The organism is Cellulomonas sp. EB106-03-03-XG116 (assembly GCF_058792015.1).
The window spans coordinates 1-14,627 of sequence record NZ_JBYTEP010000074.1 but is presented as its reverse complement, the minus strand read 5'-3'; the positions used below and the strand labels follow the sequence as shown (position 1 = coordinate 14,627).

Sequence of the window (14,627 nt, the reverse complement as noted above, 5' to 3'; positions counted from 1 at the left end):
GCGCGGCGCGGCACGCGGCGCGGCGCGGCACGCGGCGCGGCGCGCGGTGCGGCGCGCAGTGGCAGGATCGGCGCCATGGACGAGGTCGTCGGGCGCACGTGGCGGTTCACCGAGGTCGCGGGCGTTCCGCTCGACGACGGGCCCGAGCGCGCGCACCCGGCGCTGACGTTCTCCGGGGACGGCCAGGTCTACGGCACCGGCGGCGTGAACCGGCTGCGCGGCACCTGGTCCTTCGCCCCGGACGGTGGCGACGCGGACCCGGGCGGGCCCGCGCCCGACGACGCCGACCTGGCCCGGCCCGCGCCCGCCGACCCCGCGCCCGACGGCCCCGCACCCGGCACCCGCACCGGAACCGGCACGCTCACGTTCGGGCCGGTGGTGACCACGCTCATGGCCGGCACGCCCGAGCACATGGCCCGCGAGCGCGCCGTGCTCGACCTGCTCGCCCACCCGGTGCGGGTCGCGGTGGTCGACGGCGCGCTGGTGCTCACCGACGGCGAGGGGCGGGTCAGCCGCCTGCTGCCCGCCCCCGCCGAGGAGTCCGTCTAGCCGCGCCTCAGGCGCGCGGCTGCCGCTCCGCCCAGTCCGCGAGCTCGACGCGCGGGCCGGTGTAGAACGGCACCTCCTCGCGCACGTGCCGGCGGGCGCCGGTGGCACGCAGGTCGCGCATGAGGTCGACGATGCGGTGCAGCTCGTCGGCCTCGAAGCCGAGGATCCACTCGTAGTCGCCGAGCGCGAACGACGACAGCGTGTTGGCGCGGACGTCGGCGTAGTCCCGGGCGGCGTGGCCGTGCTCGCGGAGCAGCTCGCGGCGCTCCTCGTCGGACAGCAGGTACCACTCGTAGGACCGCACGAACGGGTACACGCACAGGTAGTCGCGCGGCTCCTCGCCGGCCAGGAACGCCGGGACGTGGCCGCGGTTGAACTCGGCCGGGCGGTGCATCGCCGCGACAGACCACACCGGCAGCAGGTGCGCGCCGAGCTCGCTCGCGCGGAGCCGGTGGAACGCCTCCTGCACGGCCTCGATCGTCGGGGCCCACCACCAGACCATGAGGTCCGCGTCGGCGCGCAGCCCGGCGACGTCGTACCAGCCGCGGACGACCAGGCCCTCGGGGGCGTCCGGGCCGGTCAGCGCCCCGAGCGCGTCCTCGACGTAGCGCTTCCGCTCGGTGTCGTCGGCGGGGAGCGGCTCCGTGGTCTCGAACACCGCGTACATCGCGTACCGGATCGAGGCGTTGATCTCGTCGGCGGTCTCGGGGCTGTGCCCGCCGACCGGCGGCGTCGTGGTGCTCATCGTGCTGCTGCTCCCTCGCTGGTGTCGTCCGCTCGCTGCTGGTTGATCGTGGGCAGACCCGTGTCGACGCCGGCGCGCTGGAAGCAGCAGCCCACGGCGCACCGGTCCGGCCAGGCGCCGAGCACCCCGACGGTCGCCCGGTCGGGGTCCTCGCCGCGCTCGGCGGCGGCGCGCTCGACCATGAGGTCGACCAGACCGGCGACGAACGGGGCCCGGGTGGACGCCGAGCCCGCGCGGACGGCGGTGACGCCGAGGTCCTTCGCGGTGGCCATCGCCTCGGTGTCGAGGTCGTAGGCGACCTCCATGTGGTCGGACACGAAGCCGATCGGCGACATGACGACCGCGGTGGTGCCGGCCTCCGCCCGCTCGGCGAGCACGTCGTTGATGTCCGGCTCCAGCCACGGCTGCGACGGAGGGCCGGAGCGCGAGCAGAACGCCAGGCTCCAGTCCGGCGACACCCCGAGCTCGGCGGCCACGAGCTGCACCACCTCGCGGCAGGCGTCCTGGTGCTGGGCCTGGTAGCCCGGGCGGGCGGCGGCGGAGCCGGCCTCCATCGCGAGCGGGATCGAGTGCGTGACGAACAGCAGCGGCGCCTCGGCGGCGACCTCGGCGACCGGCCGGCCGACCTGCGCGGCGAGCTCGGTGAACGCCTCGACCACGGCGTCGGCGTTGGCGCGCACGAACCCCGGGTGGTTGAAGTAGTGCCGGAGCTTGTCGACCTGGACGCCCGCGGCGGCCTCGGCGTCGGCGCAGCCCTCCGGCTCCCCCGCGACGCCCGCGAGCGCCGCGGCGACGTGCTCGCGGTACTGCCGGCAGCCGGAGTAGGACCCGTAGGCGCTGGTGACGACCGCGAGCACCCGGGACGCGCCGCGCTCGCGCAGGTCCGCCAGGGCGCCGTCGGTGTACGGCTCCCAGTTGCGGTTGCCCCACGCGAGCGGCGTGTCGATGCCGCGCGCGTCGAGCTCGGCGCGCAGGGCGGCGAGCAGCTCGCGGTTCTGGTCGTTGATCGGGCTGCGGCCGCCGAACAGCGCGTAGTGCTGGCTGACCTCGACCAGGCGCTCCTCGGGTATGCCCTTGCCGCGGGTCACGTTGCGCATGAACGGCAGGACGTCCTCGGGCTTCTCCGGGCCGCCGAACGAGAGGAGGAGGAGGGCGTCGTACGGTGCGAGCGACGACGCCGTCACGGTGGGGGAAGACACCGCCTCATCATCCCACCGGCCCCCGCACCCGCCCGCCGGGAGGCCGACCACCCAGGCGTGATCTTGATACGACGGCGCGTCAGATCGCCGGGAGCACGCGCGTCACCCCTTCACCGCCCCGCCCAGCCCCGCGCCCCGCAGGAACAGCCGCTGGAACACCAGGAACAGCAGCACCGGGATGAGCGTCGAGATCGCCAGCGCCGCCATCAGCACGCCGAGGTCGGTGGTGGCCTGCAGCGACGGCAGCCGCACGGACAGCGGCTGGATGTCCGGGTCCCGCAGCACGAGCAACGGCCACAGGAAGTCCTTCCACGACGCGATGATCGCGAACACCGACACCACGCCCAGGATCGGCCGGCTCATCGGCAGCACGATCGACCAGAACAGCCGGAACGGCCCGGCCCCGTCGACCCGCGCGGCCTCGAACACCTCGCGCGGCAGGCTGTCGAAGAACCGCTGCACCAGCAGCACGTTGAACGCGCTCGCCCCCGCGGGCAGCCACACGGCCCAGTACGAGTTCATCAGCGACCGGCCGAGCAGCGGCGGGTCGAGGATCACCAGGTACAGCGGCACCAGCAGCACGACGGCCGGCACGAACAGCGTCGCCAGCACCGCCGCCTGCACCACCTTGGCGTACCGCGGCCGCAGCACCGACAGCAGGTAGCCGCCGGTCGTGGCGACCAGGATCTGGCTGGCCCACGCCCCCGCGGCCAGCACGACGGTGTTGAGGAAGTACCGGCTGACCTGCACGTCGGTCCAGGCCGCCGACAGGTTGTCCCAGGCGATCCCGTTCGGGAACACCGCGAGCGGGGTGCGCAGGATGTCCTGCGTCGGCGTGACCGCGAACTTCGCGAGCAGCACCAGGGGGCCGAGACCGCACAGCACCAGGAGCGCGAGCAGCACCCCGTGCGACAGCCGCACCGACCGGCGGACCAGCGGCCGGCGCCAGTCGGCGGGCGACAGCGCACCGCGGTCGGCCTCGTCGGGGCGCGGGCGGGGGCGGCGGCCGAGGCGCGGGCCGCGACGGGGCCGGCCGCCCTCCGGGACCGTCGCGGAGGACGCCGCGGCCGCGACCTCCGCCGCGGCGACGTCGGCCGCCGTCGCGGGACCGGCGGGGCTCGTCGAGGTCGTCATGTCTGGCTCCAGGACCGAGTGAGGCGGAAGTACAGGACCGAGAGCACCGCCAGGACGGCGGCGAGCAGGAGGCTGAGCGCGGTCGCCGCCCCGTAGTCGCCGCCGAGGCTCTGCCCGAACGCGTACCGGTAGACGAGCAGCAGCACCGTGATCGTCGCGTTCGCCGGCCCGCCGTCGGTGAACAGGTACGGCTCGAGGAACACCTGCGCGGTCCCGATGATCTGCAGGATGAAGGTGATGAGCAGGACACCGCGCAGCTGCGGCATCGTCACGTGCCAGACCTTGCGCCAGACCGACGCCCCGTCGACCTCGGCGGCGTCGTACAGCTCGCCCGGCACGGCCGCGAGCGCGGCCAGGTAGATGATGATCGTCCCGCCGGCCGCGGCCCAGGTGGCCTCCAGCACCAGCGACGGCATCGCCCAGTCCGCGTCCTGCAGCCAGGGCACCGGCCCGACGCCGACCCAGCCGAGCACCGTGTTGAACACGCCCTCGGGCCGGGCGTCGAAGAAGAACTTCCACAGCAGCACGGCGACGACCGGCGGGACGACGACGGGCAGGTAGGCGAGCGCGCTGTACAGGCCCTTGGCGCGGCGCACCTCGCTCATCAGCACCGCCGCGAGCAGCGGGACCGGGTAGCCGAGCAGCAGGGCCAGGGCCGCGAACCACAGCGTGTTGCCGACCGCCGTCGCCAGCAGCGGGTCGGCGAGCACCGTGCGGAAGTTGTCCAGGCCGACCCAGGCGGTGGTGACCAGGTTGGTCTCCTGGAGGCTCATCACGACGGCCCTGCCGATCGGCAGCCAGGAGAACAGCCCGAACACCACCAGCAGCGGCAGCGCGAAGACGAGCGTGCTCAGCCCGCCGCGGCGGACCCAGGTGAGGGGGGTCCGCCGCGGCGAGGTGGCACGAGCCTCGTGGGTCAGGGCCACGTCAGCCCGCGTTCTTGTCGAGGATCGCCTGCACGTCCGCGTCCGCCTGCTCCAGCAGCGCGTCGATGTCGGCGTCCTCGTCGGTCAGCACCGCCTGGACCACCGTGTCCAGGGCGCCGTACAGCTCCTGGGTCGAGCCGGCCGGCTCCGGAACCAGCGGCTGGTCGAAGATGACGTCGGTGAACCCGGTCATCTGGTCGAGCGGCACGTTCACCAGGTCGGCGATCCAGGTCTGCGACTCGTCGTACTGCTCCTGGCTGAAGATCGGCAGCACCGGCGTGCCGACCGGCTGGTCCGAGGCCACGAGCGTCTCGGCGTCCTTGACCGCGGCGTCGGAGTCGGTGAGCTTGCGCAGGTAGTAGAAGTCGATCCACTTCACGGCGGCCTCCTTCTGCGCCTCGGAGGCCGAGGTGCTGACCGCGGCGAGCGTCCCGCCGCCGAGCACGCCCGCGTCGTCGCCCTCGAGCGGCACGGCGGTCAGGCCGTAGTCGTCGGGGTTGATCGCGTTCGTCTGCACCAGCGAGGTGTAGACGTCGGAGCCCGAGGTGTACATGCCGACCTGGCCCGCCGCGAACGCCTGGTTGATCGACGACCAGTCGAGCAGGAAGTTCGCACCCATGGAGCCGTCCTCCCAGCGCAGGTCGTGCAGGTACTCCAGGGCCTCCTTCGTGCCCTCGTTGTCGAGCGTCGCGGTGTAGGTGCCGTCGTCGTTCGTCTCCTGGACCCGGCCGCCGCGGGCGTAGGTGGCCACGGTGAGCTGCCAGCCGCCCGTGTTGTTCTGCGTCATCGTGGCGTAGCCCGCCTGGCCGGTGGCGTCGGCGATCGCCTTGGCGTCCGCGCGCACCTCGTCCCAGGTGGTCGGCGGGTCGTCGGGGTCGAGGCCGGCCTGCTCGAACAGCGCCCGGTTGTAGTGCAGCCCGATGCCGTAGACCGACTTGGCCGGGATCGCGTACACCTTGCCGTCCGCGCCGGTGCCGGCCTCCAGGACGTTCGGGTTGAAGTCGTCGGCGTAGGGCAGCGCCTGGACCTGCGCGTCGATGTCGGCGAGCTGGCCGTTCTCGATCAGCGTCTTGCCGTCGGTGAACGGGATCTCGAACACGTCGGGCAGCGTGCCGCCGGCGAGCTGGGCGGCGAACGTCGTCGCCTTCCACTCGTACTCCTCGGGCTGCACGTCGATGTCCGGGTTCGCCTCCTCGAACTGGGCGACCTGCTCGTCGAAGGCGTCGAACGCCTCCTGCTCCGAGCCGGGCAGCAGGGACACGACCCGCAGGACGGTCTTGCCGCCCGACGTGCCGTCGCCCTCGCCGGCGTCGTCGGAGCCGCTGCTGCACGCGGCGAGCAGGGTGAAGGACAGCGCGCCGGTCAGGGCGAGCGCCGTCGTGCGTGAGGACCTCATCGTCACTCCTCGGGTCGGGTGGTGCGGTGGGTGGGTGGTGGGTGGTCAGGCGGCGCGCAGCCAGGCGGCCGTGTCGGGGTCCAGCGCGGTGCCGTCGGTGCGGCCGCTGGCGAGCAGGACCCCCGCGTGCCGGGGCAGCGGGACGGGGCCGGCGGACAGGTTGACGACGCACAGGACGTCGCCGCGGGCGAACGCGAGCACGCCGGGCGCGGCGTCGAGCCAGCGCAGGTCGCCGTCGCCGAGGCCCGGCTCCGCGCGGCGCAGCGCGAGCGCGGCGCGGTACAGCCGGAGCATCGAGCCGGGGTCGGCCTCCTGGGCGGCGACGGTGCGGGACGCCCAGCCGGCGGGCTGCGGGAGCCAGGGGGCCGCGGGCGCACCGGCGGCCGCCCCCTCGGCGGCGGCCGAAAAGCCGTACGGCGGTCGGTCCCCCGACCACGGCAGCGGCACCCGGCAGCCGTCCCGCCCGGGGTCGACGCCGCCGGACCGCTCGTGCATCGGGTCCTGCACCGCCTCGGGCGGCAGGTCCTCGACCTCCGGCAGGCCGAGCTCGTCGCCCTGGTACAGGTACAGCGACCCCGGCAGCGCGGCGGTGAGCAGCGCGGCCGCCCGGGCCCGGCGGGTGCCGAGGTCCAGGTCGGTCGGCGTGCCCGCGCGCTTCGCGGCGAAGGAGAACGACGAGTCCGCACGGCCGTACCGGGTCACCGGGCGGGTCACGTCGTGGTTCGACAGCACCCAGGTGGCCGGGGCGCCGACGTCGCGGTGCGCGGCGAGCGTGCGGTCGACCGACGCCCGGAGCGCGGCGGCGTCCCAGGGCTGCGCCATCACGTCGAAGTTGAACGCGGTGTGCATCTCGTCCGGCCGCAGGTAGGCCGCGAACCGCTCGGCGTCGTCCAGCCACACCTCCCCGACCAGCACGCGGGTGCCCGGGTAGGAGTCGGCGACCTTGCGCCACGCGCGGTAGACGTCGTGCAGCTCGTCGCGGTCGAGGTGCGGGTGCCCGCCGGGGGCCGGGCTGCTGCCGGGGGCCGGGAGCTCCGGCAGCGCCGGGTCCTTGACCAGCAGCGCGGCGGAGTCGACCCGCACGCCCGCGACGCCCCGGTCGAACCAGAACCGCAGCACGTCCTCGTGCTCGGCCCACACGTCCGGGTGGGTCCAGTTCAGGTCGGGCTGCTGCGCGGTGAACAGGTGCAGGTACCACTCCCCCGGCGTCCCGTCGGGGTTCGTCGTGCGGGTCCAGGTCTCGCCGCCGAAGCTCGACTCCCAGTGCGTCGGGATGCCCGCGCCGTCGGGGCCGGCGCCCGGGTGGAACCAGAACCGCTCGCGCTCCGGGGAGCCCGGGCCGGCGGCGAGCGCGGCGCGGAACCACGGGTGCCGGTCCGAGACGTGGTTCGGGACGACGTCGACGATCGTGCGGATGCCCAGGGCGAGCGCCTCGGCGATCAGGGCCTCCGCCTCGGCGAGGGTGCCGAACGCCGGGTCGATCGCGCGGTAGTCGGCGACGTCGTAGCCGCCGTCGGCCATCGGCGACGCGTACCAGGGCGTGAACCACAGCGCGTCGACGCCGAGGTCCCGCAGGTACGGCAGCCGGCTGCGGACGCCCGCGAGGTCGCCGGTGCCGTCGCCGTCGCCGTCCGCGAACGAGCGGACGTAGACCTCGTAGATCACGGCGTCCCGCCACCAGGTGGGGTCGTCGCTCGGGGGATGCACCACGGCGTGCCTCTGCTCTCGGCTGATCCGCGGTCGTCGGTGACCGCGTAGCAGGGACACTAAATCCGGCGACGGCTTGCGCGCAAGAAGTCGACAGCGGTGTTATCGAAACGCGACACACTGACGCGGCGCGGGCAGGGCGGGGCACGCGCCCGGTGCGGCAGCGCGAAGCGCCAGGGCTCAGGCACGGGGCGCCGGGCTCGGGCACGGGGGCAGGGCCGAGCGGGGTCGTCACAAGCGCGCGAGGTCGTCACTCGTTTCTGCCGACCTCATCGGCTTCTGACGACCTCGCGGCCGCCGTGGGCGGCGTGGGCGACGAGGCGGGCGGGCGGGGCGGCTGCGCGGGCGGGGCGCCGGCGCGGGCGGCGCCGGACAGCCCCGCCGGGTCAGCCGGTCAGGCGCCCGGGGCCGGCGCGGTGCTGCCGCGCACCACCAGCTCCGGCTCGAACAGCAGCTCGTCCGTCGACACCGGGTGCCCGCCGATCAGCCCGACGAGCAGGTCGATGGCCGCCCGCCCCATCGGCTCGATCGGCTGCCGCACGGTGGTCAGCGGCGGCTCGGTGCAGTTCATGAACAGCGAGTCGTCGTAGCCGACGACCGACACGTCCTCCGGCACCCGCAGCCCGGCGCGGCGCGCGGCCCGGATGGCGCCGAGCGCCAGCGGGTCGCTCGCGCACACCAGGCCGGTCAGCCCCTGCCGGAGCAGCCGGGTCGCGGCGGCCTGCCCGCTCTCGAGCGAGTAGGCGCTGCGGGCGATCGCGTCGTCCGCCAGCTCGACCCCGAGGCGCGCGGCGGCGGCGCGGGCGGCGTGCAGCTTGCGCTCGGACGGCACGTGGTCGACCGGGCCCAGCACCAGCCCGATGCGGGTGTGCCCGAGCGACGCCAGGTGCCCGACGGCCTGCTCGACCGCCACCTCGTCGTCGCAGGACACCCGCGGGAACGGCAGCTCCTCGATCGACGCGTTGATCAGCACGACCGGCAGCCCGCGGTCGGCGAGCAGGGCGTAGTGGTCGTGGTCGGCGCCGCGCTGGGCGAAGTTGCCGCCGGCGAACACGATCCCCGACACCTGCTGCGTGAGCAGCAGGTCCACGTAGTCGGCCTCGGAGACGCCGCCCGCCGTCTGGGTGCAGAGCACCGGCGTGTAGCCCTGCTGCGCGAGCGCCCCGCCGACCACCTCGGCGAACGCGGGGAAGATCGGGTTCTGCAGCTCGGGCAGCACGAGCCCGACGAGGCGGGCGCGCTCGCCGCGGAGCTTGGTGGGGCGCTCGTAGCCGAGCACGTCGAGCGCGGTCAGCACCGCCTGGCGCGTCTGCTCGGACACGCCGCTGCGGCCGTTGAGCACCCGGCTCACCGTCGCCTCCGACACCCCGACCTTCTGCGCGACCTCCGCGAGCCGTCCAGCCATGCCGCAACTCTACGACGTGATCGCGCAAGCGACTTGCGAGCCGACGCCCGGGGCCGTCAGGCGCTGGCGGCCTCCCGCGGGGCGAGCGCCCGCAGCTGCCCGGCGATGTCGCGGGCCCAGGTCCGGACCGCGTCGAAGTCCCGGTGGTCGCCCTCCTTGGCGCGGGCGCCGGCGATGATCGCCCGCTCCGCGAACGCGAGCTCGCTGCGCAGCAGCCTCCCGGCGAACGCCCGGTGCCCCACCGCGCCGACGTCCTGCATGAGCGCGAGCAGCTCGTGCGGGCTGTTCGCGCGCGCCGCGGGCTGCGTGGCGAGGCCCGAGGAGAACACCCAGACGTGCCGCAGCCGCAGGTCCGCCGCGAGCCGCGCGGCCAGGTCGCGCGCCGACGGCATCCAGTGCGCCGTGTACACCGCCGAGCCGAGCACGACCGCGTCGTACCCGTCGAGGTCGGCCACCTCCTCCGGCGCGGCCTCGTCGACCACGTGCCCGTCGGCCCGCAGCACGTCCGCGACGGCGGAGCCGATCTCCGCGGTGGCACCGTGGCGCGAGGCCACCGTCACCAGGACGTTCATCGCTCTGCCCTCCAGCGGCTGGGTCGCGGCGGTCGTGCCCGGCCCCCTCCCGGCCCGGACCCGCCGACATCCATGGTCCGTCGCGGACCGGCCCCCGTCGTGGGCCGGAGGTCCCCCCGGCCGTCCGCCCGGGGTGGGCGGGTCGGGTTCAGGGAGCACCCGCGTCCACGTCGTGACCTGCGGCGTCGCCACCGCGGTGGAGGTCCGGGATGGCCGGCTGGGCCGCCCGGAGCGCGCCGGCCACATCCGTGAGCGCCGCGAGCTGCCCCGCGTCCAGCGCCCCGCCGACGTAGTGCGCGATGGCCTGCACGTGCCGCCGGCCGACCTCCTTCTGCAGCGCCGCACCCGCGGCGGTGAGCCCGACGACGACTCCGCGCCCGTCCCCCGCCGCGGGAGCGCGCCGCACCCAGCCGGCCTCCTCGAGGCGCTCGACCATCCGGCTCAGGCTCGGCTGGCTCAGCAGGCTCGACTCCCCCAGGTCGCGCAGCCGCAGGCCCTCGGGAGCGCGGGACAGCGTGAACAGCACGTCGTACTCCCGCAGCGTGATGCGGTCCCAGATCGGGTCGCGCTGCAGCCGGCGCATGATCGCCACCTGGGCGCGGAACAGCTCCTCCCAGGCGACCGCCGCGGCCCGCACGTCCACCGCCGCCGCGGGGGCGACCGCCCCCGCCGTCGCGTCCTGCACCGTCATCGCCGCTCCGTCCGCCGGTCCATGCGTTCGCATCTACCCCCACCCAACCCCGGCGGTCCCGGCGGTGTTCCCCCGGCGGCACCCGGCGGCGCGGCTAGTCTGGCCCGATGCAGAACGACGGCGTCCGCTCGACGTACGTGCTGGTCGACGGCGAGAACATCGACGCGACCCTCGGCTCCTCGATCCTCAACGGCCGGCCCACCCCGGAGCAGCGCCCCCGCTGGGAGCGCGTGCTGGAGTTCGCGCACCGCACCTGGGGCCAGCAGCCGCGCGGCCTGTTCTTCCTCAACGCGACCAGCGGCACGCTGCCCATGTCGTTCGTGCAGGCGCTGCTCGCGATCGGGTACCAGCCGATCCCGCTCGCCGGCGAGGGCAAGGTCGTCGACATCGGCATCAAGCGCACGCTGGAGGCGCTGGCCGACCGGCAGGGCGACGTCCTGCTCGCCTCGCACGACGGCGACTTCGCGCCAGAGATCGAGGCGCTGCTCGGCGGCGACCGGCGGGTCGGGCTGCTGGCGTTCCGCGAGTTCACCAGCACCGCGCTCAGCCACCTCGCCGACCGCGGGCTGCAGGCGTTCGACCTGGAGACCGACGTCAAGGCCTTCAACGTCACGCTGCCGCGGCTGCGGATCATCCCGCTCGACGAGTTCGACCCGCTGCGCTACCTCTGACGCCCCCGGGCGGGCAGAGTGGGGCCATGGCGACCGCGGAGCCCGTCCCCGTCCCGCCCGGCGAGCGGGTGCTGGTGCTGCTGCGCGCCGTGAACGTCGGCGGCACCTCCGCGCTGCCCATGGCCGACCTGCGCGCCGCGGCGGCCGACCTCGGGCACGGCGACGTCGCGACGCACCTGACCACCGGCAACCTGCTGCTGGTGCCCGCCGCGGGGTCCCCCGGCGACGCCGAGAGCCTGGCGGCGGCGCTGACGGCGGACCTCCGCGACCGGCTCGGACGCCCGCTGGCGCTCACGGTGCGGACCCGGGCGCAGGTCGACGACCTGGTGGCGGCCAACCCCTACCCCGGGCCCGCGGCAAGCGACCCGTCCCACCTGGTCGTCGTGTTCCTCGACGGCCCGGCGCAGGCTGACGGGCGGATGGACCTGTCGTCCTACGGCCGCGAGCGCGGCACCTGGCGCGGCGGCGAGGGGTACGTGCACTACCCGGACGGCATCGGCCGGTCGAGGGTCACCGCCGGGGTGCTCGACCGGATGTCCGGGCGGACCGGGACGGCGCGGAACTGGCGGACCGTGCTCGCGCTGCAGGAGAAGCTCGCCGCCTGAGACCACGGCGCCCGGGCCGCCTCGCTACGGTGGGCCGCATGACGACCCTGTTCACCCGCATCATCGACGGCGAGATCCCCGGCCGGTTCGTCTGGGCCGACGACCGCGCGGTGGCGTTCGGCACGATCGCCCCGATCACGGACGGCCACGTGCTCGTGGTGCCCCGGGCCGAGGTGGCGTCGTTCACCGAGGCCGACGACGACCTGCTGGCGCACCTGGCCGTCGTCGCGAAGGCGATCGGCCGGGCGCAGCAGGCCGCGTGGGACGCGCCGCGCGCCGCGCTGCTGGTCGCCGGGTTCGAGGTCCCGCACCTGCACCTGCACGTGCTGCCGGCGTGGGGCGAGGGCGAGCTGAGCTTCGCGAACGCCCGCCAGGACGTGCCCGCCGAGCAGCTCGACGCGGCGGCCGAGCGCCTCCGCGACGCCCTGCGCGCCGCGGGCGAGGGCGCCCGCGTCCCGGCCCGCCTGGACTCCCCCGCCCTCTGACCGGCACTGCTCCCGGGCGGGCCCTCAGGCGACCGGGTCGTCCGCGCCGTACGGGGCCAGGCGGAGCGTCCGGGCGTCGGCCGCCACGATCCGGTCCGCCAGCGCGGCCAGGGTCTCCGGGGTGTCCGTGCCGGCGCGCACGAACCGGCCGTGCAGCGCGTCCAGCCGCCCGGCGCCGAAGGCGTCCACCAGCTCCACCGTCGCCTCGACCGGCGTCCACTCGGTGCGCTCGTCGTGCAGCGGCATGGCCTGCGTCATGTCGGTGACGACCACGCCCGGCGCGACGTCGAGCACGGCGACGCCCCGGTCGGCGTACTGCGCGTCGAGCATCGTGGTGAGCCGCGCGAGCGCGCCCTTGCTGATGCCGTAGCCCGTGTAGACCCCCGACGGCCGGTGCCCGGACCCGGAGTTGATGTTCACCACGTGGCCGGAGCCGCGCGCCAGCATGCCCGGCAGCACCGCGTGCGCGAGCAGCAGCGGGCCGCGCACGTTCGTCTCGATCACGCGCCACACGTCCTCGACGTCGTCGGCGACCAGGTCGACCTCGGCCCGCTCGATGACCCCGGCGTTGTTGACGAGCAGCCCCAGCCCGCCGAGGTCGGCGAACGCCTCCTCGACCCGCGCGACCGCCGCGGCGACGGTCTCGCGGTCCACCACGTCGACGGCCTCGACCACCACCCGGGCGCCGGGGCGGGCGGCCCGGGCCTCCTCGGCGACGGCGTCGAGGTGCGCGCGGGTGCGGCCCGCGAGCGCGACGTCCCACCCGGCGCGGACCAGGCCGAGCGCGAGGCCGCGGCCGATGCCCCGGCCGGCGCCGGTGACGAGGGCGGTGCGCGGGGCGGGGGCGGGGGCGGGCGTGGCGGCGTCGGAGGTCGTCATGCCCCCATCGTCGCCCATCGGCGCCGCGCCGCCGCCCCGTCGCCGCCCGTCACCGACCCGGTCCCGCCCGCGATCTCCCCCCGGACGACCCCGGGTCGGCATACTGGCGCTGCCCACCGCGTTGTCCGACGTCGGGGCCGCATCCGGCCCCGGAGTCAGCCGCCCGTCACCGACCGCGAGGGGAGCCGCCCGTGGCCACGGACGCCGCCGAGCCCACCCGTGCCGTTCCCGGCCCGCCGCTGCGGGTCCGCCTGCCCTCCGTCAGCCCCTCGGTGCGCGACTTCCTCGCCACCGAGGCCGGCAGCGCCGTGTTCCTGCTGGGCGCGACCGTGCTCGCGCTGGTGTGGGCGAACTCGCCGCTCTCGGACGCCTACGACGCGCTGTGGTCGACGTCGGCCGGCTTCCACCTGGGCCCGTTCGGGATCGACCTGAGCCTGCACCACTGGGTGAACGACGCCGCGATGGCGGTGTTCTTCTGCGTCGTCGGCCTCGAGATCAACCGGGAGATCACCAGCGGCGAGCTGCGCGACCGCCGGACGGTCGCGGTGCCGGCGCTCGGCGCGCTCGGCGGCCTGGCGGTCCCGGCCGTCATCTACCTGCTGTTCAACGCGGGCACCGAGGCCGCGCACGGCTGGGGCGTCGTCATGTCGACCGACACGGCGTTCCTGGTCGGCATCCTCGCGCTGTTCGGCCCCGCCTGCCCGGACCGGCTGCGGCTGTTCCTGCTGACCCTGGCGATCGTCGACGACATCGGCGCGATCACGGTGATGGCGGTGTTCTACAACGACGGCGTGGACGTCGCGGCGCTCGCCGTCGCCGGGGTGCTGGTGCTGGGGCTGCTGGTCCTGCGGTGGCTCGGGGTGTGGCGGCTGACGCCGTACGCCCTCATCGGCGTCGCCCTGTGGTTCGCCGTGAACGCCTCCGGCGTGCACGCGACGCTCGCCGGCGTCCTGGTCGGGCTGCTGCTGCCCTCGCGGCCGATGGCGCGGGACCACGTCGAGCAGGTGCCCCGCTGGACCGACGGGCTGGTCGCCGAGCCGACGGCGGACCGGGAGCACCTGGCCGAGCTCGCGGCGCGCGCCACGGTGCCCGCCGGCGAGCGGCTGCAGCGACTGCTGCACCCGTGGTCGGCGTTCGTGATCGTGCCGGTGTTCGGCCTGGCCAACGCGGGCGTGCGGCTCGACCCGGAGGCGCTGCGCGCGGCCGCGACGTCGTCGGTGACGATCGGCGTGGCGGTGGCGCTGGTGGCCGGCAACACGATCGGCATCACCGGGGCCGCGACGCTCGCGATCCGCACGGGGCTCGGCCGGCTGCCCGGGCGGGTGCGGTGGGGCCACCTGCTCGGCGGCGCGGTGCTCGCCGGGATCGGGTTCACGATCTCGCTGTTCATCGCCGAGCTGGCGTTCGAGGGCGAGCTCGTGGAGCAGGCCAAGATCGGCATCCTCGCGGGCTCGCTGATCGCGGCGGTGCTGGGCACGGTGCTGCTGCGGGTCCTCGGCGACCGGCTGCCGCTGTGCTCGCCGGGCGACGAGCTGCCGACCGGCCTGCCGCCGCGGCCCTGGGTCGCCGGGTCCTGATCCCCACCCTCTCCTCGCGTCGACCCCCGATCGATCGGGGGGTGTCTCTTCTACACACCTCCGAGCCCACGAGACATGGCGCCTGA

General features: G+C 75.3%; 15 protein-coding genes. 5 read left to right on the top strand and 10 right to left on the bottom strand.

The window, feature by feature from the left end; genetic code table 11:
* Positions 1 to 75 precede the first annotated feature (75 nt).
* The gene (locus tag AC3WUG_RS18095) at positions 76 to 549 is read left to right on the top strand and encodes an META domain-containing protein (protein ID WP_492328937.1); all 474 of its coding nucleotides are present in this window, start codon (positions 76 to 78) and stop codon (positions 547 to 549) included.
* A 7-nt stretch (positions 550 to 556) separates the two neighbouring features.
* Here the strand turns inward: AC3WUG_RS18095 and hemQ are convergent, their stop codons facing one another.
* The 9 genes from hemQ to AC3WUG_RS18050 form a co-directional block, all read right to left on the bottom strand.
* Positions 557 to 1,294, bottom strand: a complete 738-nt coding sequence (gene hemQ, locus AC3WUG_RS18090) for a hydrogen peroxide-dependent heme synthase (RefSeq protein ID WP_492328936.1) — start codon at positions 1,292 to 1,294, stop codon at positions 557 to 559.
* Positions 1,291 to 2,493: a ferrochelatase gene (locus AC3WUG_RS18085; RefSeq protein ID WP_492328935.1), complete on the bottom strand. Its 1,203-nt coding sequence runs from the start codon at positions 2,491 to 2,493 to the stop codon at positions 1,291 to 1,293. Before AC3WUG_RS18085 ends, hemQ begins: the two co-directional genes overlap by 4 nt.
* Before the next feature lie 102 nt (positions 2,494 to 2,595).
* On the bottom strand, positions 2,596 to 3,627 hold the full coding sequence (locus tag AC3WUG_RS18080) for a carbohydrate ABC transporter permease (protein ID WP_492328934.1): 1,032 nt from the start codon (positions 3,625 to 3,627) through the stop codon (positions 2,596 to 2,598).
* Positions 3,624 to 4,553 carry a carbohydrate ABC transporter permease gene (locus tag AC3WUG_RS18075; protein WP_492328933.1) on the bottom strand — a complete coding sequence of 310 codons (930 nt, stop codon included), beginning with the start codon at positions 4,551 to 4,553 and terminating at the stop codon, positions 3,624 to 3,626. The genes AC3WUG_RS18080 and AC3WUG_RS18075 overlap by 4 nt, the downstream gene beginning before the upstream one ends.
* Before the next feature lies 1 nt (position 4,554).
* Positions 4,555 to 5,949, bottom strand: coding sequence for an ABC transporter substrate-binding protein (locus AC3WUG_RS18070; RefSeq protein WP_492328932.1), 1,395 nt, complete (start codon positions 5,947 to 5,949; stop codon positions 4,555 to 4,557).
* A 45-nt stretch (positions 5,950 to 5,994) separates the two neighbouring features.
* Positions 5,995 to 7,659 carry a glycoside hydrolase family 13 protein gene (locus tag AC3WUG_RS18065; RefSeq protein WP_492328931.1) on the bottom strand — a complete coding sequence of 555 codons (1,665 nt, stop codon included), beginning with the start codon at positions 7,657 to 7,659 and terminating at the stop codon, positions 5,995 to 5,997.
* 391 nt (positions 7,660 to 8,050) lie between these two features.
* A complete protein-coding gene (locus tag AC3WUG_RS18060; protein ID WP_147794142.1) occupies positions 8,051 to 9,061 on the bottom strand; it encodes a LacI family DNA-binding transcriptional regulator in 1,011 nt (336 codons plus the stop codon).
* Between the two features lie 56 nt (positions 9,062 to 9,117).
* The gene (locus tag AC3WUG_RS18055) at positions 9,118 to 9,633 is read right to left on the bottom strand and encodes a flavodoxin domain-containing protein (protein WP_492328930.1); all 516 of its coding nucleotides are present in this window, start codon (positions 9,631 to 9,633) and stop codon (positions 9,118 to 9,120) included.
* Between the two features lie 148 nt (positions 9,634 to 9,781).
* Positions 9,782 to 10,324: a MarR family winged helix-turn-helix transcriptional regulator gene (locus AC3WUG_RS18050; protein ID WP_492328929.1), complete on the bottom strand. Its 543-nt coding sequence runs from the start codon at positions 10,322 to 10,324 to the stop codon at positions 9,782 to 9,784.
* Positions 10,325 to 10,431: 107 nt separating this feature from the next.
* Here AC3WUG_RS18050 and AC3WUG_RS18045 point away from each other — a divergent pair, with 107 nt between their 5' ends.
* Genes AC3WUG_RS18045 through AC3WUG_RS18035 form a run of 3 tightly spaced genes read left to right on the top strand, consistent with a single transcriptional unit; the run spans position 10,432 to position 12,085 of the window.
* Complete coding sequence (locus AC3WUG_RS18045; protein WP_166940816.1) at positions 10,432 to 10,995, top strand: NYN domain-containing protein; 564 nt, start codon at positions 10,432 to 10,434, stop codon at positions 10,993 to 10,995.
* A gap of 26 nt (positions 10,996 to 11,021) precedes the next feature.
* On the top strand, positions 11,022 to 11,600 hold the full coding sequence (locus AC3WUG_RS18040; protein ID WP_492328928.1) for a DUF1697 domain-containing protein: 579 nt from the start codon (positions 11,022 to 11,024) through the stop codon (positions 11,598 to 11,600).
* 38 nt (positions 11,601 to 11,638) lie between these two features.
* Positions 11,639 to 12,085: an HIT family protein gene (locus AC3WUG_RS18035; protein ID WP_492328927.1), complete on the top strand. Its 447-nt coding sequence runs from the start codon at positions 11,639 to 11,641 to the stop codon at positions 12,083 to 12,085.
* A 24-nt stretch (positions 12,086 to 12,109) separates the two neighbouring features.
* Here AC3WUG_RS18035 and AC3WUG_RS18030 read toward each other — a convergent pair whose 3' ends face one another.
* Positions 12,110 to 12,964: an SDR family NAD(P)-dependent oxidoreductase gene (locus AC3WUG_RS18030; protein WP_492328926.1), complete on the bottom strand. Its 855-nt coding sequence runs from the start codon at positions 12,962 to 12,964 to the stop codon at positions 12,110 to 12,112.
* A gap of 191 nt (positions 12,965 to 13,155) precedes the next feature.
* On the opposite strand from AC3WUG_RS18030, the gene nhaA reads away from it, so the two are divergent.
* Positions 13,156 to 14,541, top strand: a complete 1,386-nt coding sequence (gene nhaA / locus AC3WUG_RS18025; RefSeq protein ID WP_492328925.1) for a Na+/H+ antiporter NhaA — start codon at positions 13,156 to 13,158, stop codon at positions 14,539 to 14,541.
* Positions 14,542 to 14,627 lie beyond the last annotated feature (86 nt).

Bases quoted from the DNA above. Each gene is read 5' to 3' on its own strand.
- AC3WUG_RS18095 (WP_492328937.1), top strand. From the start codon at position 76: ATGGACGAGGTCGTCGGGCGCACGTGGCGGTTCACCGAGGTCGCGGGC.
- hemQ (WP_492328936.1), bottom strand. From the start codon at position 1,294: ATGAGCACCACGACGCCGCCGGTCGGCGGGCACAGCCCCGAGACCGCC.
- AC3WUG_RS18080 (WP_492328934.1), bottom strand. From the start codon at position 3,627: ATGACGACCTCGACGAGCCCCGCCGGTCCCGCGACGGCGGCCGACGTC.
- AC3WUG_RS18070 (WP_492328932.1), bottom strand. From the start codon at position 5,949: ATGAGGTCCTCACGCACGACGGCGCTCGCCCTGACCGGCGCGCTGTCC.
- AC3WUG_RS18060 (WP_147794142.1), bottom strand. From the start codon at position 9,061: ATGGCTGGACGGCTCGCGGAGGTCGCGCAGAAGGTCGGGGTGTCGGAG.
- AC3WUG_RS18055 (WP_492328930.1), bottom strand. From the start codon at position 9,633: ATGAACGTCCTGGTGACGGTGGCCTCGCGCCACGGTGCCACCGCGGAG.
- AC3WUG_RS18050 (WP_492328929.1), bottom strand. From the start codon at position 10,324: ATGACGGTGCAGGACGCGACGGCGGGGGCGGTCGCCCCCGCGGCGGCG.
- AC3WUG_RS18045 (WP_166940816.1), top strand. From the start codon at position 10,432: ATGCAGAACGACGGCGTCCGCTCGACGTACGTGCTGGTCGACGGCGAG.
- AC3WUG_RS18040 (WP_492328928.1), top strand. From the start codon at position 11,022: ATGGCGACCGCGGAGCCCGTCCCCGTCCCGCCCGGCGAGCGGGTGCTG.
- AC3WUG_RS18035 (WP_492328927.1), top strand. From the start codon at position 11,639: ATGACGACCCTGTTCACCCGCATCATCGACGGCGAGATCCCCGGCCGG.
- AC3WUG_RS18030 (WP_492328926.1), bottom strand. From the start codon at position 12,964: ATGACGACCTCCGACGCCGCCACGCCCGCCCCCGCCCCCGCCCCGCGC.